The organism is Burkholderia pyrrocinia (assembly GCF_003330765.1).
Taxonomy (GTDB): Bacteria; Pseudomonadota; Gammaproteobacteria; order Burkholderiales; family Burkholderiaceae; genus Burkholderia; species Burkholderia pyrrocinia_B.
In genome coordinates this window covers 1,876,048-1,891,786 of record NZ_CP024903.1, presented here as the reverse complement: position 1 = coordinate 1,891,786, position 15,739 = coordinate 1,876,048, and the positions used below count along the sequence as shown (strand labels likewise).

At 68.3% G+C, this 15,739-nt stretch carries 15 protein-coding genes; 11 read left to right on the top strand and 4 right to left on the bottom strand.

The annotated features are described in order from the left end of the window. Positions 1-23 precede the first annotated feature (23 nt). From CUJ89_RS26070 to CUJ89_RS26060, 3 genes are read right to left on the bottom strand one after another with little or no spacing between them, the layout of a single operon-like run. Positions 24-2,150 (bottom strand): acetate--CoA ligase family protein, encoded by a 2,127-nt coding sequence (locus CUJ89_RS26070; protein WP_114180241.1) that lies wholly within the window; start codon positions 2,148-2,150, stop codon positions 24-26. Between the two features lie 50 nt (positions 2,151-2,200). Next, positions 2,201-3,358 carry an acyl-CoA dehydrogenase family protein gene (locus CUJ89_RS26065; RefSeq protein WP_114180240.1) on the bottom strand — a complete coding sequence of 386 codons (1,158 nt, stop codon included), beginning with the start codon at positions 3,356-3,358 and terminating at the stop codon, positions 2,201-2,203. A 3-nt stretch (positions 3,359-3,361) separates the two neighbouring features. Beyond that, complete coding sequence (locus CUJ89_RS26060; protein WP_114180239.1) at positions 3,362-4,150, bottom strand: enoyl-CoA hydratase/isomerase family protein; 789 nt, start codon at positions 4,148-4,150, stop codon at positions 3,362-3,364. Between the two features lie 143 nt (positions 4,151-4,293). Here CUJ89_RS26060 and CUJ89_RS26055 point away from each other — a divergent pair, with 143 nt between their 5' ends. From CUJ89_RS26055 to CUJ89_RS26025, 7 genes are all read left to right on the top strand, one after another. Continuing rightward, positions 4,294-5,460: an ABC transporter ATP-binding protein gene (locus tag CUJ89_RS26055; RefSeq protein WP_114180238.1), complete on the top strand. Its 1,167-nt coding sequence runs from the start codon at positions 4,294-4,296 to the stop codon at positions 5,458-5,460. A 112-nt stretch (positions 5,461-5,572) separates the two neighbouring features. After that, a complete protein-coding gene (locus tag CUJ89_RS26050; RefSeq protein ID WP_114180237.1) occupies positions 5,573-6,682 on the top strand; it encodes an ABC transporter substrate-binding protein in 1,110 nt (369 codons plus the stop codon). 25 nt (positions 6,683-6,707) lie between these two features. Then, the gene (locus CUJ89_RS26045; RefSeq protein WP_114180236.1) at positions 6,708-7,583 is read left to right on the top strand and encodes an ABC transporter permease; all 876 of its coding nucleotides are present in this window, start codon (positions 6,708-6,710) and stop codon (positions 7,581-7,583) included. A 21-nt stretch (positions 7,584-7,604) separates the two neighbouring features. Next, positions 7,605-8,399 (top strand): ABC transporter permease, encoded by a 795-nt coding sequence (locus CUJ89_RS26040; protein WP_114180235.1) that lies wholly within the window; start codon positions 7,605-7,607, stop codon positions 8,397-8,399. Positions 8,400-8,432: 33 nt separating this feature from the next. Continuing rightward, positions 8,433-9,161: an NAD(P)H-dependent oxidoreductase gene (locus tag CUJ89_RS26035; RefSeq protein ID WP_114180234.1), complete on the top strand. Its 729-nt coding sequence runs from the start codon at positions 8,433-8,435 to the stop codon at positions 9,159-9,161. A gap of 73 nt (positions 9,162-9,234) precedes the next feature. Next, a complete protein-coding gene (locus tag CUJ89_RS26030; RefSeq protein WP_114180233.1) occupies positions 9,235-9,873 on the top strand; it encodes a MarC family protein in 639 nt (212 codons plus the stop codon). Between the two features lie 51 nt (positions 9,874-9,924). Further along, on the top strand, positions 9,925-11,538 hold the full coding sequence (locus CUJ89_RS26025; protein ID WP_114180232.1) for a 5-guanidino-2-oxopentanoate decarboxylase: 1,614 nt from the start codon (positions 9,925-9,927) through the stop codon (positions 11,536-11,538). A gap of 69 nt (positions 11,539-11,607) precedes the next feature. Here the strand turns inward: CUJ89_RS26025 and CUJ89_RS26020 are convergent, their stop codons facing one another. Then, positions 11,608-12,264: a TetR family transcriptional regulator C-terminal domain-containing protein gene (locus tag CUJ89_RS26020; RefSeq protein WP_236654960.1), complete on the bottom strand. Its 657-nt coding sequence runs from the start codon at positions 12,262-12,264 to the stop codon at positions 11,608-11,610. Between the two features lie 259 nt (positions 12,265-12,523). Between CUJ89_RS26020 and CUJ89_RS26015 the strand changes: the two genes are divergently transcribed. From CUJ89_RS26015 to CUJ89_RS26000, 4 genes are all read left to right on the top strand, one after another. Continuing rightward, a complete protein-coding gene (locus CUJ89_RS26015) occupies positions 12,524-13,309 on the top strand; it encodes an ABC transporter ATP-binding protein (protein WP_415859060.1) in 786 nt (261 codons plus the stop codon). A gap of 74 nt (positions 13,310-13,383) precedes the next feature. Beyond that, complete coding sequence (locus CUJ89_RS26010) at positions 13,384-14,181, top strand: transporter substrate-binding domain-containing protein (RefSeq protein WP_114180230.1); 798 nt, start codon at positions 13,384-13,386, stop codon at positions 14,179-14,181. Between the two features lie 55 nt (positions 14,182-14,236). Beyond that, positions 14,237-14,953, top strand: coding sequence for an ABC transporter permease (locus CUJ89_RS26005; RefSeq protein WP_114180229.1), 717 nt, complete (start codon positions 14,237-14,239; stop codon positions 14,951-14,953). Between the two features lie 37 nt (positions 14,954-14,990). Beyond that, positions 14,991-15,686, top strand: a complete 696-nt coding sequence (locus CUJ89_RS26000) for an ABC transporter permease (protein ID WP_114180228.1) — start codon at positions 14,991-14,993, stop codon at positions 15,684-15,686. Positions 15,687-15,739 lie beyond the last annotated feature (53 nt).

Sequence of the window (15,739 nt, the reverse complement as noted above, 5' to 3'; positions counted from 1 at the left end):
ATCCATGAGCAGGCCGGCATGCTTCACGCGTCGAGCCTGACCAGCGCGTCGACGGCCACCGCGCCGTGTTCCATCGCCAGCAGCGGATTGACGTCGAGCTCGACGAGCGTATCCGCGTGCGCTTGCGCGAAACGCGCGATCGCCATCACGTTCGCGACAACGGCATCGAGATCGGCCTTCGGCCGCCCGCGATAGCCGGTCAGCAGCGGCCCGAGCTTGAGCCCGAGCAGCGCGTCGCGCACGTCGTTTTCGCGCACGGGCAGCAGCAGCGTCGCGGTGTCGCGGATCAGCTCGACCAGCACGCCGCCGGCGCCGAGCACGAGCGCGAGACCGAAGTTCGGCTCGCGCTTCACGCCGACGATGAGTTCGAGCAGCGGTGCGTCGGCCATCTTCTCGACGAGGATGCGCTCGACGCGGATGTCGGGCGCATAACGCGCGACTTGCGCGGTCATCCGCTCGACCGCGTCGGCGACGGCCTCGGGCGACGCGAGCTTCAGCGCGACCGCGCCGGCCTCGGTCTTGTGCGGCAGCCGATCGCTGACGATCTTCACGCAAACCGGAAAGCCGAGCCGCTGCGCGGCAGCCGGCGCATCGGCGGGCGCGACGCATTCGGCTGGCGGCACGTCGAGCCCGTGCGCGGCCAGCATCCGCTTGCTCGCCCATTCGTCGTGCAGCTTCGCGGCGCCGCCGCCATTGCCGGCCCGCAACACGGGCAGCGCGTTCAGCGCATCGGCGTCGAGTATGCGGCGGCGCGTGTCGCCGTAGGCCATGGCCGCGCCGATCGCGTCGATCCCGTCGGCGAGCCCCTGCAGCGGCGCAATGCCGGCCGCGGCCATGCGCGTAGCGTGATCGGGCGGTGTCAGCTCCGGGAACACCGAGATCACCGCGCCGACCACGCCGTGCTGGCGCGCGGACGCCGCGAACGCGCCGGCCGCGATATCGCACAGCGGCCGTTCGCCGGTCGCTTCCTGCGGATAGTCGAGAATCATCGCGGCCGCGCCGGGGCGGTCGGCCAGCAGTGCGTCGCAGCACGCGCGCATCCTGCCGGGATCGCCCCACGGCGTCGTCGTAAAGTCGAGCGGGTTCGCGATCGTCGCGTACGCGGGCAGGACGTTGCCGAGCGCATCGCGGCCCGTGGCGCCGACCGGCGGGAACGCAATGCCGCGCGCGTCGCCGAGATCGGCGACGAGCCCCGCATCGCCGCCGGACGTTGCGAGCGCGGCAAGCGTGCGGCGCTCGGGCACGCCGGCGATCGCGAGCAGCTTCAGCGTCTCGACGAGGCCGACCGGGTCTTTCGCGCGAATCACGCCGAGCCGCCGGAACAGCGCGTCGTACAGCGCGTCCGAGCCCGCGAGCGAACTCGTGTGGCTCATCGCGAGCTGCGCGCCGAGCGTCGACGTGCCGCTCTTCAGCGCGACGATCGGCACGCCGCGCGCGAGCGCGCGTGCGGCGGCCTCGCTGAACGCGCAGACGTCCTTCAGCCCTTCGAGATGCACGCCGATCGCGCGGATGCGCGGATTGTCGACGAACGCGTCGACGAGGCGCGCGATGTCGACCGATGCCTGGTTGCCGACGCTCGCCAGGTATGCGAACGGCACCGAGCGCGCGCTCATGGACAGGTTGTACGCGAGGTTGCCGCTCTGCGTGATCACGGCGACACCGGATTCGACGCGCGGCGCGCCGTGCGCGACCGGCCACAGCGCGCTGCCGTTCAGTCCGTTGATCAGCCCGTAGCAGTTCGGCCCGAGCACGGCCATGTCGCCGGCCGCGTCGATCAGCGCCTGCTGCAGCGCGGTGCCGTCGGCGCCGGTCTCGGAGAAGCCCGACGCATAGACGATCGCGCCGCCGGCGCCGCGTTCGGCGAGCGCACGCACGACGTCGATCGCCTGCCGCGCGGGCACCGCGACGAACACGGCATCGGGCGCGGCGGGCAGGTCGGCGACGCTCGCGTGGCAGCGCACGCCGTCGATCTCGGCATGGTTCGGGTTGACGAGCCGGATGTCGCCGGCATAGCCATAGTCGCGACAGCGCTGCACGGCGCCGGCGATGCCGCGTCCGCCGACGAACGCGATGCTGGCCGGATCGAGCAGCCGGTGCAGATTGGCCGCGGCGGCGGCGCGGCGATCCCTGACTGCGGGAGAGGAGGTCATGAAAGGTCCTTTCGGAAGTCGCGCCGGGTACGCCGGCGCGACGGTTCGCGTCAGCTGTAGCGTCGGAGGATTTCCTTCGACAGGATGTGCCGCTGGATCTCGGACGTGCCTTCCCAGATGCGCTCGATGCGTGCATCGCGCCAGAAGCGCTCGATCGGCAGTTCGTCCATCAGCCCCATGCCGCCGTAGATCTGCACCGCATGATCGGTCACGCGGCCGAGCGTTTCGGTCGCCAGCAGCTTCGCGAGCGCGGCGTCGCCGTCGGTCATCGTGCCCAGGTCGAGCTTCTGCGCGGTATAGAGCGTGACGAGTTCCGCCGCGCGGATCTCGGTCTGCATGTCGGCGAGCTTGAACGACGTGCCCTGGAATTCGCCGATGCGCTTGCCGAACTGCTGGCGCGTCGCCGCCCATTCGGCGGCCATCTCGAACGCGCGCTGCGCGCGGCCGATGTTGTTGGCCGCGACCATCACGCGGCCGGCGGTCAGCCAGTCGTTCGCGAGGTCGAAGCCGCGATGTTCGTCGCCGAGGATCTGCGCGGCGCTGACGCGGCAGTCGGTCAGGAAGATCTCCGACTGGTGATAGCCGCGCAGGCTCGTGCAGTGCGGGCCGCGCCGCACGGTCATGCCCGGCGTGTCCTTGTCGATCAGGAAGCAGGTCACGCGCTTGCGCTTCTGGCCGCGCACTTCCTCCTCGCCGGTGACGGCGAACAGGATCACGAAATCGGCCGTATCCGCGTGGCTGATGAAGTGCTTGCTGCCGTTGATCACGTAGTCGTCGCCGTCGCGCACCGCGCGCGTGCGGATGCCCATCGCGTCGGAACCGGCGCCCGGCTCGGTCAGCGCGAAGCAGTCCACGCGCTCGCCGCGCACGGCCGGCTTCAGATAGCGCTCGATCTGGTCGCCCTTGCACGCCATCAGGATCTTGCTCGGCCGCGCGACGAACACGTGCAGCGCCCAGCTCGTGCGGCCGAGCTCGCGCTCGACGAGCGCCTGCGTCACGTAGTCGAGGCCCGGGCCGCCGGCGCTTTCGGGCATGTTGAACGCGTAGAAGCCGAGCTCGAGCGCCTTGCGGCGGATCGAATCGGCAAGTTCGGGCGGCACGTCGTCCGCGCGGTCGACCGCGAATTCATGGGGCTGCAGTTCCTTTTCGACGAACTGACGCAGCGACGACACCAGCATTTCCTGTTCTTGGGTCAGCGAAAAATCCATGAATCATCTCCCGACAAAAAGAGGGGCGCGACCTTCGACCGACGCGCGAAGCGCTTCCCGGCCGTCCTCGCTGTGACCGCAAGCGACGCAGGCCGCCAGCTCGCCGTGCAGCTGCTCGGCAAGCGTGTGCGTGAGCGACTGCGCGAGCAGCGCCTTGGTGTGGCCGAACGCAACACTCGGCCCTTGTGCGAGACGCGCGGCGAATGCGGCGACGTGCTGCGCGAACGCGTCGGCGTCGACGACTTCGGACACGAGCCCGGCTGCGAGCGCGTCCTGCGCGTGCCAGCGTTCGTTCAGGAAGATGAAGCGGCGCACGACGTCGGGCCGTGCGAGACGCGGCAGGAACCAGCTTCCGCCCATGTCGGGGCTGTAGCCCATTCCCGTATAGCCGCAACGCAGCGTCGCGGCCGTGCTTGCGATGCGGAAGTCGCAGGCAAAGCCGATGTCGGCGCCCGCGCCGACCGTCGAGCCGTTCAGCGCCGCGACGGTGGGGCGCGGAAATGCCGCCAGCGCTTCGACGAACCGGTGCGCGCGCTCGCTCCACCCGTAGGTGTCGAGTTCGCCGTTGCGCTCGGCCTCGGCCCACTCGTCGACGTCCGCGCCCGCGCAGAACGCGCTGCCGGTGCCGGTCAGCACGAGGCAGCGCACGGCCGGATCGTTCGCGAGCGCATCGAGCGTGTCGCGCAGGAAGTCGAGATGCGGCCGCGCGAGCGAGTTGCGTTTCGCGGGCCGGTTCAGGCGAAGGGTCACGACGCCGCCGTGCCGTTCGATTCGGATGTCCTCAACGTTCATGTGCTCACTGTCTCCTTACTGTTTGTGTCGGTGGTGTATCGGAGCCGGCAGGGTCGCCGCTACTTGCGGACCGTATTTCGGCATAGTATAAGTTCTGTTAAATGAACGTTCAACCCAATTGTGAGTCGACCAGGAGACACACGATGAGCGTGGTGATGGAGACGTCGGCAGGTGTGGAGGAAGGAAGGCCCGGCACGCACGCGCATCGCGCGGAAGCGGCGGGGCGCATGGCAAGCGGCGCGGGGTTGCAGATCGAACGCGTGTCGAAGCGCTATGGCAGCGTGCAGGCGCTCGGGGAAACCACGATCGACATCCCGCGCGGCGAATTCCTGACGATCCTCGGGCCGTCGGGTTCCGGCAAGACGACGCTGCTGACGATCGTCGCGGGCTTCGAGCACCCGACCACCGGCGACCTGCGCGTCGGCGGCCGCAGCATCGTCGCGTTGCCGCCCGAGAAGCGCAACTTCGGGATGGTGTTCCAGGGCTATGCGCTGTTTCCGCACATGACGGTCGAGCAGAACGTCGCGTATCCGCTGATGGTGCGCAAGCAGAAGGGGCCCGACGCGGTGAAGCGCGTGAAGGCCGCGCTCGATCTCGTGCGGCTCGGCCATCTCGCGGACCGGTTGCCGCGCCAGCTGTCCGGCGGCCAGCAGCAGCGCGTGGCGATCGCGCGCGCGCTGGTGTTCGATCCCGATCTGGTGCTGCTCGACGAGCCGCTCGGCGCGCTCGACCGCAAGCTGCGCGGCGAGGTGCAGGTCGAACTGAAGGCGCTGCACGAGCGGCTCGGCGCGACCTTCCTGTTCGTCACGCACGATCAGGAGGAGGCGCTGTCGATGTCGGACCGGATCGCGATCATGCGCGACGGCCATCTCGAACAGATCGGCACGCCGGACGGGCTGTACGAGCAGCCGGCCAACCGCTTCGTCGCCGACTTCCTCGGCAAGAGCAACTTCATCGAAGGCGTCGCGCTCGGCGGCGACGCGGACACGACGCACTACCGTGTGGGCGATGCGCGCTTCGTCGCGCCCGCGTGCGGCGCGCGGCCGGATGACGCGCTGCTGTTCGCGCTGCGGCCGGAGAAGGTTGCCGTATCGGCGACGTCCTGCGGTGGCGCGCACAACGAAGTGGTCGGGCGGATTCGTCACTGGAGCTATTTCGGCTCGTCGTACCGCTTCGACATCGAGACCGTGGCGCTCGGCCGCGTGACCGCCGACGTGCCCGCCTGGCGCGGACTCGCGTCGCCGCGCGCCGGCATGGACGTGTTCGTGCAGTGGGAGCGCGACGCGACTTGCCGGATCGCGGCGGACTGACACGCCGAACGATGCACCGGCGACGTGGCGAGCGCCGTCGTCGCCGGCCGATTCACCGGTGCCCGGAAACGACGAGACGCGTGCGGGCGCTGCCCAGCCTGGAGGAGACACCATGACGAACCGATATCTGCAAGACCTGCTCGACCAAGCGCGCGATCTTCAACCGGCGACATCGCAGCGCCGCCGCGATTTCCTGCGGCTGTGCGCGGCCGCCGGCATCGCGCCGACGCTGCTGTCGATGGGCGCGAAGGACACGCTGGCCGCGAACCCGAAGGAGATCGTGCTCAGCGCATGGGGCGGCGAAGCGCGCTCCGCGTTCCGCTCCGCCTATATGGACCCGTTCACGAAGGCAAGCGGGATCAGGATGGGCTACGACTCGTCGCCGGAGGACGGCAAGATCAAGGCGATGGTCGAGAACAGGAACGTGATCTGGGACGTGATGGATCTCGACGGCTTCGCGGCGATCAAGCTCGGCAAGCAGGGGTTCCTGCGGCCGATCGACTATTCGGTCGTGGGCCGCAATACGCTGCCGGGGCTCGCATCGGATTTCGGCGTGCCGTCGTACCTGCTGAGCTACGTACTTGTGTACGACGCGCGCAAATACGGCGCGAATCCGCCGAAGAACTGGGCCGATTTCTGGAACGTCGGCAAGTTTCCGGGCAAGCGCGGACTGTGGAAGTGGATGGGCGGCGCGCTCGAAGCCGCGCTGATGGCCGATGGCGTCGACAAGGACAAGGTCTATCCGATCGACGTGCCGCGCGCGATGAAGAAGCTCAAGGAGTTGAAGTCGAACGTGCTGCTGTGGGATTCGGGCGCGGACAGCCTGCAACTGCTGCGCAACGGCGAAGTCAGCATGGCGTGCATCTGGCATACGCGTGCGAACGTGCTGCAGCGCGAAAGCAACGGACGGTTCCGCTATACGTGGGAGCAGGGGCTCGCGTCCTGCGACGTGTGGGGCGTGCCGAAGAACAATCCGTCGGGCGACGCGGTGTGGCAGTTCATCAAGTTCGTGCAGGGTGTCGAGCCGCAGGTGCGTTTGCTGTCGCTGCTCGGCAACGGGCCCGTGACGCCGGCCGCGACGGCCGCCGTGCCGCAGACGCTGCGCGCCGACAATCCCGGCACGCCCGAGAACTGGGCGAAGCAGTGCAAGGTGAATCCGGAATGGTGGGCGCAGCATTACGAAGCGACGCTCGCGCAATACACCGACCTGATGTCGTCCTGAGCCGCCGCCTCGTGAGCGTGACGCCATGAATACCCTGTCTTCTCCCGTCGCGGGCGCTGCCCCGCTCGGCCGCGCGAAAGCCGACCGCTACTGGCTGCTCGTCGTGCCGCTGCTCGCGGTGCTGATCGTGCTGTACGTGTATCCGCTCGTGCGCGTGCTGTGGCTCGGCTTCGCCGTGCCGGAGCCGGGGCTGCACAACTACGCGCGGCTGCTCGGCAATCACGGCGTGCATCGCGTGCTGTGGACGACGCTGCGCGTGTGCGCGGTCACGACCGTCTGTTCGGTCGCGCTCGGCTACGCGATCGCGTATGCGATGGCGCACGTCGGGCCGCGCCAGCGGATGGCGCTGATGTTCGGGCTGCTCGTGCCGTTCTGGGCGTCGGTGCTGGTGCGCGCGTTCTCGTGGCTGTTCCTGCTCGGCGAGCAGGGGCTCGTCAATACGCTGCTGATGCGCGTCGGGCTGATCGACGCGCCGCTGCCGCTGATGCGCAACGAGGTCGGCGTCGTGATCGGGATGATCCATTTCATGATTCCGTATGCGGTGCTGCCGCTGTACGCGAACATGAAGGGCATCGATCCGCAGTTCGCGCGCGCGTCGCAGGGGCTCGGCGCGGGCGCATTCGTCACGTTCCGCAAGGTGTACTTCCCGCAGACGCGGCCGGGCATCGTCGGTGCGGCGATTCTCGTGTTCATCTTCTCGCTCGGCTTCTACGTGACGCCGGTGATTCTCGGTGGCGGCCGCACGGTGATGATCGCCGAATACATCAGCACGCAGATCCTGCAGCTCGTGAACTGGGGCGGCGGGGCGGCGCTCGCGTCGCTGCTGCTGGCGTCGATCCTGGCCGCGCTCGCGCTGCTTGCGCGTTTCGTCGACCTGCGCGAGCTGTTCGGCGCGCGCTGAATCCGACCGGAGGAATCGAAGATGAAGACCAGACTGACGGCCGGCCGCGCGCTGGTGGTCGGCATCGCGTGGGCCGCGATCCTGTTCCTGATGCTGCCGCTGCTCGTATCGGTGCCCGTGTCGTTGACGCCGAGCGACTACCTGTCGATGCCGGACGGCGCGCTGTCGCTCAAGCACTACCGCGTGCTGCTCGACGACGACGGCTGGATGTCGAGCTTCCTGCAGAGCGGGCTGATCGCGCTTGTATCGTCGGCGATCTCGGTCACGCTCGGCACGCTGTGCGCGATCGGCCTGTGGAAGGTCGCGTCGCGGCGCGGCGAACTCGTGCGCGGCGTGATCCTGTTTCCGCTGATCGTGCCGCCGATCGTGTCGGCGCTCGCGTTCTACCGGCTGTGGGGCGAGTTCGGCATGCTCGACAGCTATCCGGCCGTGATCCTGTCGCACGTCGTGCTGTCGGTGCCTTACGTGGTGGTGGCCGTATCCGCATCGCTCGCGACTGTCGGCCTGCGGATCGAGCAGGCGTCGCGCAGCCTCGGCGCGAACCTCGCGCAGACGCTGCGCTATGTGATCCTGCCGTCGATCCGGCCCGGCGTGCTGTCGGCCGCCATCTTCGCGTTCATCCTGTCGTGGGACGAGCTGGTCGTCACGCTGTTCATTTCGAGCCGGAGCGTTTACACGCTGCCGCGCCGCATGTGGGACGGGATGCGCGAGAACGTCGATCCGGCGATCGCGTCGGTGTCCACGCTGCTGCTCGTCGCGACCTGCGTCGCGATCGGCCTGTCGCTGCTGCGCAGGCGCGCGGCCGGGTCTGTCTGATTTCAACGTTGTGTTGCGGAGAAAAATAGCACCATGAAAGTCCTGATCGTTCACGCCCATCCCGAGCCGCAGTCGTTCACGACGTCGATGCTGCACCGCGCGGTGACTACGCTCGAAGCGCAGGGGCATACCGTGACGGTGTCCGACCTGTACGCGATGCAATGGAATCCGGTCGCGAGCGCGGCCGATTTCGGCGTGCGGAAGAGTCCCGACTATCTCGTCTATGCGCTGGAGCAGCGCGAGAACGTCGCCGCGCATGCGATCGCGCCGGACATTGCCGCGGAGCTCGATAAGCTGGCCGCGTGCGACCTGCTGATCCTCAGCTTCCCGCTGTTCTGGTGCTCGGTGCCGGCGATCATGAAAGGCTGGATCGACCGCGTGCTCGTGTCGGGCAAGGTGTATGGCGGCGTGCGCTTCTACGATCGCGGCGGGATGCGCGGCAAGCGCGCGCTGCTCGCCTATACGTGCGGCGGCCGCGACTACATGTTCGGCGCCGACGGCGTGCACGGCGAGATGGACCTGATGCTGCGCCACGTGCTGCGCGGCACGCTCGGCTATGCGGGCTTCGACGTGCTGCCGTCGTTCGTCGGCTATCACGTGCCGTATATCGGCGACGCCGAGCGCGCGGCCGTGCTCGAACGATACGACGATTATCTGACGCACCTCGATCGGCTCGCGCCGATGGCGTTCCCGTCGCTCGACGATTTCGACGGCGAGATGCGGCCGCGCGAGCGGGCGGCGCAGGAAGCCGCGCAGGACTGAACGATTGAGCAGAGGCCCCCGGCCGCGATGCCGCCTGCCACACCATCCACCCGACCGCTTGTGAGTGCGAGCGATGACCCTGACGTCGAGCGACGTGCTGCTGTTCCTGACGGGCCTGCTGACGCTGTTCTGTCCGCCCGTCGCGATCCCGATGTACGCGGCGGTGACGGGGCATTTCCCGGACGCGACGCAGCGGCAGATTGCGCTGAGGTTGTTCGCGTGGATCGCGACGCTGATGGTCGGCGCGGTATGGAGCGGGCAGTTCCTGCTGCGCATGCTCGGCCTGACGCTCGGCGCATTGACGCTGACGGGCGGCCTCGTGCTGTGCCTGTGGTCGATCCCGATGATGCGCGGCACGGCCAACGACGAACGCAGCGGCGGGGCGGCCAAGCTGGAATACGCGCAATGGCGCAACTTCATCGCGGTGCCGCTGATCTTCCCGCTGTCGATCGGCAGCGCGGTGATGTCGCTCGTGATCACGACCGCGACGCGCTTTCATACGCCGGCCGACCTGCTCGCGTTGAGCGCCGCCTGCGTGCTGCATGCGGGCGTGATCGGGCTGACGTATGCGTGCTCGGCGTCGTGGTGCCGGCGGCTCGGCGAGATCGGCAGGACGCTGGTCGAGCGGCTGTCGGGCATCGTGCTGACCGCGATCGCGTTCCAGATGCTCGCGCAAGGCGTGCGCGAACTGCTGCCGGGGCTCGCGCACTGACGGCGGTGGCCGGCGTACGATCCTGAAACCTGACCTGAAGATGGAAACCCTATGAAAACAGTAGGCATGTACCTCGTTGAACTCCTCGCCGCATACGGCGTCGACACGGTGTTCGGCATCCCCGGCGTGCATACGATCGAGCTGTATCGCGGGCTGGCCGGCAGCGCGCTGCGCCACGTGAGTGCGCGCCACGAGCAGGGCCTTGGATTCATGGCGGACGGCTATGCGCGCGCGACCGGCAAGCCCGGCGTGTGCTTCGTCATTACCGGGCCCGGCATGACGAACATCGCGACGTCGATGGCGCAGGCGTATGCGGATTCGATCCCGATGCTGGTCGTGTCGAGCGTCAACGCGTCCGGCGACATCGGCTCGGGCAACGGCCATCTGCACGAATTGCCCGACCAGCATGCGTTCGCGGGCAACGTCGCCGCGTTCAGCTACACGGTGCCGCGCGCCGACGCGCTGCCGCAGGCGATCGCGCGTGCATTCGCGGTGTTTTCGGGCGGCCGCCCGCGCCCCGTGCATATCCAGATTCCGCTCGACGTGCTCGCGGCGCCTGCCGATGCGTTGCCGCCCGTGCCGGCCTCACCGGCGCGCATCGCGCCCGGTCCCGCGCCGGCCGGCGGCATCGATGCATTTCGTGCGAAGGCGCTGGCCGCGCGCGCGCCGCTGATCCTCGCGGGCGGCGGCGCGCTCGACGCAGCCGACGACGTGCGCTGGCTTGCCGAGACGCTCGACGCGCCGGTCGTAATGACGATCAACGGACGCGGCGTGCTGCCGCCCGCGCATCCGCTTGGCATCGCCTGGTCGGCATCGAGCGACGCCGTGCGCGCGCTGATGCGCGACAGCGATCTGATCGTCGCGCTCGGCACCGAACTCGGGCCGACCGACTACGACCTGTACGCGACGCGCAGTTTCGCGATGCCCGCGCCGCTGGTGCGGATCGACATCGATCCGCAGCAACTGTGCCGCAATGCGGTGCCCGCGCTGCCGCTGCTTGGCGATGTCGGCGAAACGCTGCGCGCGCTGCGCCGCGGCTGGCCGGCCGATGTGCCGGCCGATGTGCCGGCGCGCGCGGAAGGCGACGGCATCGAGCGCGCGGCGATGTGCCGCGCGGCCGCGCGGCAGGAGCTGAACGACGAGATGCGGCGCGACCTCGCGCTGCTCGACAGCGTGCGCGACGCGTTGCCCGACGCCGCGATCGTCGGCGATTCGACGCGTGTCGTCTACGCGGGCAACGTCGGTTTCGCCGCGCCGCGGCCGCGCAGCTGGTTCAACGCGTCGGTGGGGTTCGGCTCGCTCGGCTACGGGCTGCCGGCGGCCGTCGGCGCGAGCCTCGGCGACCGTTCGCGGCCGGTCGTGTGCATCGCCGGCGACGGCGGCTTCCAGTACACGCTCGCGGAACTCGGCACCGCGGTGCAGCACGGCGCGCGCGTGATCGTCGTGTTGCTGAACAACGGCGGGTACGGGGAGATCAAGCGGGCGATGGTCGACGGCGGCGTCGAGCCGGTCGGCGTCGATCTGCACACGCCGGATTTCGTCGCGATCGCGCGGGCGTACGGATGGGGCGCGCAGCGGGTCGACGAGGGCGTATCGCTTGCCGGTGCGCTGAGCGAAGCGGCCGCGCACGATGCGCCGTACCTGATCGAAATGCGCGTGGCCTGAAAGCGCGAACGGCCTCGCGCGGCGAGGCCGTCGTTTCCGCCGCGGGATGCCTCGCGGCGCTTGCGTGCGTTACGCGCGCTTGCGGGTCGCTTTCGGCGGTGGCAGGAACGTATCGACGACGCGCAGGCAGCTCGTCAGCGCGTCTTCCGCGGTGAACGACGTCGGGTCGCGCGCGAGCTCCAGCCAGAAGCCGTCGATCACGGCCGTCAGCGTCAGCGCGGCGAGATCGCTGTCGACGGTGCCGCCGCGCACTTCCGCGATCTGGTCGAACAGTTTCTTCAGCGCCTGCCGGTAGCCGCTGTACAGCTCCTTGTGCGCCTTGCGGATCACCGGGTCGCTGTGCGCGACGCTCCAGAAGCCGAGCCAGACCTTCACGTTCTTCGGCGCGAACACCGGTGCGGCGAAACAGACCTTGATGATCGCGTCGAGCTTTTCCTCCGGGCCCGTCGCGTTCGCAGCCGCCGCGCGCGACACGTCGAGCAGGTCGGTCGCGAGCCGCTTGTAGGTCTGCGCCATCAGTTCGTCTTTCGACTGGAAATGATGGTTGATCAGCCCGCGCGACACCTTCGCTTCCGCACAGATGCGGTCGATCGTGGTCTCGGAGTAACTGTAGCGCGCGATGCAGCGCATCGTCGCGTCGATGATCGATTGCTGACGCACCGCGGGTGTTTCTCGGATGCCGCGGCTGCGCGTCTGAACCGGTGCCGTGCCAGGAGTCTTTTTCACGTGGTGACCTTACGGAATCGTCATGGCACCGATTATAGGGGAGTGCCGGACGCTTGTTCAATTGCACCGTCGAAAGCGTCGCGAAACCCGCGAAAACCCTTGCTCCGGATTTTTTTAAAACTGTTGAACCACCGTTCAACAGAGCCTATACTCGACTCCGCATGAGGTTGGTCGGCCATTCAACAAGGCGCCGCGATCCCGCGCGGGACGGGCGTGAGAATTCGACACAGGAGACAGCATGTTGGCGCGGGTGGAGAGCGTGAAATCGGTCGTCGAGGAACGGGTGCAGGTGGAAGATCTGCACAAGCGGTTCGGCGAACTGGAAGTGTTGAAGGGCGTGTCGCTGAGCGCGCACGAAGGCGAGGTGATCTCGCTGATCGGTGCGAGCGGGTCGGGCAAGAGCACGCTGCTACGCTGCATCAACCTGCTCGAGACGCCGACCCGGGGGCGCATCGTCGTCGACGGCGAGGAGATCGGGCTGAAGGTCGACCGCAAGGGCCGTACCGTGCCCACCGATCCACGCCAGGTCGAGCGGGTCCGCACGCGGCTCGGCATGGTGTTCCAGAGCTTCAATCTGTGGGCGCACCGCACGGTGCTCGAAAACGTGATCGAGATGCCCGTGCATGTGCTGCGCGAATCGCGCGTCGAAGCGATCGCGCGCGCCGAGCAACTGCTCGAACGCGTCGGCCTCGCCGACAAGCGCAACGTCTATCCCGCTTTCCTGTCCGGCGGCCAGCAGCAGCGTGTCGCGATCGCGCGCGCGCTGGCGATGCGGCCGAAAGTCATGCTGTTCGACGAACCGACCTCCGCGCTCGATCCCGAACGCGTCGGCGAAGTGCTGAAGGTGATCCGCGATCTCGCGTGCGAAGGCCGCACGATGATCCTCGTCACGCACGAGATGGCATTTGCGCGCGACGTGTCGAACAAGGTGCTGTTCCTGCACCAGGGGCGCGTCGAGGAGAGCGGCACGCCGGCCGAGATCTTCGACGCGCCGCAGAGCGAGCGCTGCCGCCAGTTCGTCAACGCGCACCGGCAGCACCACTGAATCACGGGCACGGCCCGCGCATGCGCGCGCGGGCGGCCTGACCGATCCGTATCTTTCCTGCAAGGAGTCCGACCATGAAACGCGCCGTACGCAGTCTGCTGTGCCTGTTCAGTCTCGTCGTCGCGGCGCTCGCGCCGTTCGGTGCCGCGCACGCGTCGTCCGGCGTGCTGCGCTTCGGCGTCGCCGCCGAGCCGTATCCGCCGTTCCTGATGAAAAGCCCGACCGGGCAGTGGAGCGGCTTCGAGGCCGACCTGATCCGCGCGCTGTGCGACCAGATGAAGGCGAAGTGCGAGATCAAGGAAGTCGCGTGGGACGGCATCATCCCGGCCTTGCTCAGCGACAAGATCGACGTGATCTTCAACTCGATGTCGATCACGCCGGAACGCCAGAAGGTGATCGCGTTCTCGCGGCCGTACTACGAGACGCCGGGCACCTTCGTCGGCGCGAAGAACGCGAAGCTCGCGCTGACGCCCGACGGCCTGAAGGGCAAGGTGATCGGCGTGCAGGGTTCCACCGCGAACGCCGAGTTCATCAAGATGGCGTACGGCAAGAGCGCGACAGTGCGCCTGTACAACACGCAGGACGACTGCAACGCGGACCTCGTCGCGGGCCGGATCGACACGATGTATCTCGACCAGCTCGGGATCCTCGATTTCCTGAAGTCGAAGGACGGCTCGACGTTCGAGCTGAAGGGCCCCGGCAGCGTGAAGATGGATCCGGCGATCTTCGGCTACGGCGTCGGCGCGGGAATGCGCAAGGCCGATGCGCCGCTGAAACAGCAGATGGACCAGGCGCTCGAACAGTTGCACGCGTCGGGCAAGTACGCGCAGATCGCGAAGAAGTATTTCCCGATCGACCTCTGGCCGCACTGATCGCACGGGCAAGGGCATACGGCGCACCGGCGCCACGCAAGAACGAGGAGACGGCATGGACGGTTGGGGATGGGTGAGCTACCTGGGCATGGACCCGGACGGCTGGGGCGTCGCGCTGCTGCAGGGCGCGGGCGTGACGCTCGAGATTTCGCTCGGCGCGTTTGCCGTCGGCATCGTGCTCGGTTTGCTGGGCGCGGCCGCGAAGCTGTCCGGCGTGCGCGTGCTCGAACGGGTCGCACAGGGCTACACGACGGTGTGCCGCGCGGTGCCCGAACTGCTGCTGATCCTGCTGCTCTACTACGCGGGCACCGACGCGATCAACTTGCTGATGACGGCGATCGGCGTCGGCCCCGTCGCGGTCAACGGCTTCGCGGCGGCGGTGATCGTGCTCGGCATCGTGCAGGGTGCGTACGCGGCGGAGATCATCCGCGGCGCGATCCTCGCGATCCCGTACGGGCAGATCGAGGCCGGCCGTGCGTTCGGTGCGCCGCCGGGCCTCGTGTTTCGGCGCGTGACGCTGCCGGCGATGGCGCCGTACGCGCTGGCGGGCTTCGCGAACCTGTGGCTGATCCTCGTGAAGGACAGCGCGCTTATCAGCGTGGTCGGCTACAGCGAGCTGCTCTACACGGCGAAGCAGGCGGCCGGCTCGACGCGCGAATACATGCATTACTACCTGATGGTGGCGGCCGTGTATTTCGCGATCACGTCGCTGTCCGGCGTGCTGTTCCGCGAGATCGAGCGCCGCTTCGGCCGCTGGATGCCGGCATCGTGAGTCGCACCACACCTCGTCATCGAATCGGGCCAACGTCATGGATCTGAGCGTACTGTCCTCCTATGGGTCGCTGCTGCTGCTCGGCGTGCTGACCACCGTCAAGCTGCTCGTCATCTCGGCCGTATTCGGCTTCGGGCTCGCGATCGTCGTCGCGTTCGCGCGGCTGTCGTCGAATCCGCTCATCGCGCGGGGCAGCAAGGCCTTCACCGAAGTCATACGCGGCACGCCGCTGCTCGTGCAGATCTACCTGATCTACTACGGCGTCGGCTCGCTGTTCGCGGGCTGGCCGGCGCTGCGCGACAGCGTGATGTGGCCGTTCCTGCGCGACGGCTTCTGGTATGTCGCGTTCGCGCTCGTGATCAGCGTCGGCGCGTATGTCGGCGAGGTGCTGCGCGCGGGCCTGCGCGGCGTGCCGAAAGGCGAGATCGAGGCGGCGCGCGCGATGGGGATGCGCCCGTCGATGATCGCGCGCCGCGTGTGGCTGCCGCGCGCGATCCAGATCCTGCTGCCGACGCTTGCCGGCGAGACCGTGATGCTGCTGAAATCGACGGCGCTCGCGTCGACGGTCGCCGTGATGGACGTGCTCGGCGCGGCGAACTACATCCGCGCGCAGACGCTGCGGACCTACGAGCCGCTGCTCGCGATCGCGGTGATCTATGTCGCGCTCGCTTTCGTGATCGAGCGCGCGTTCGGCCGGCTCGAGCGGCGCGTACCGGTGCGCATGCCGCGCTGAATGAACCAACTGACGACGCGGTTGCCGGGCGGGCGCCGCGCGATGGAGGACGC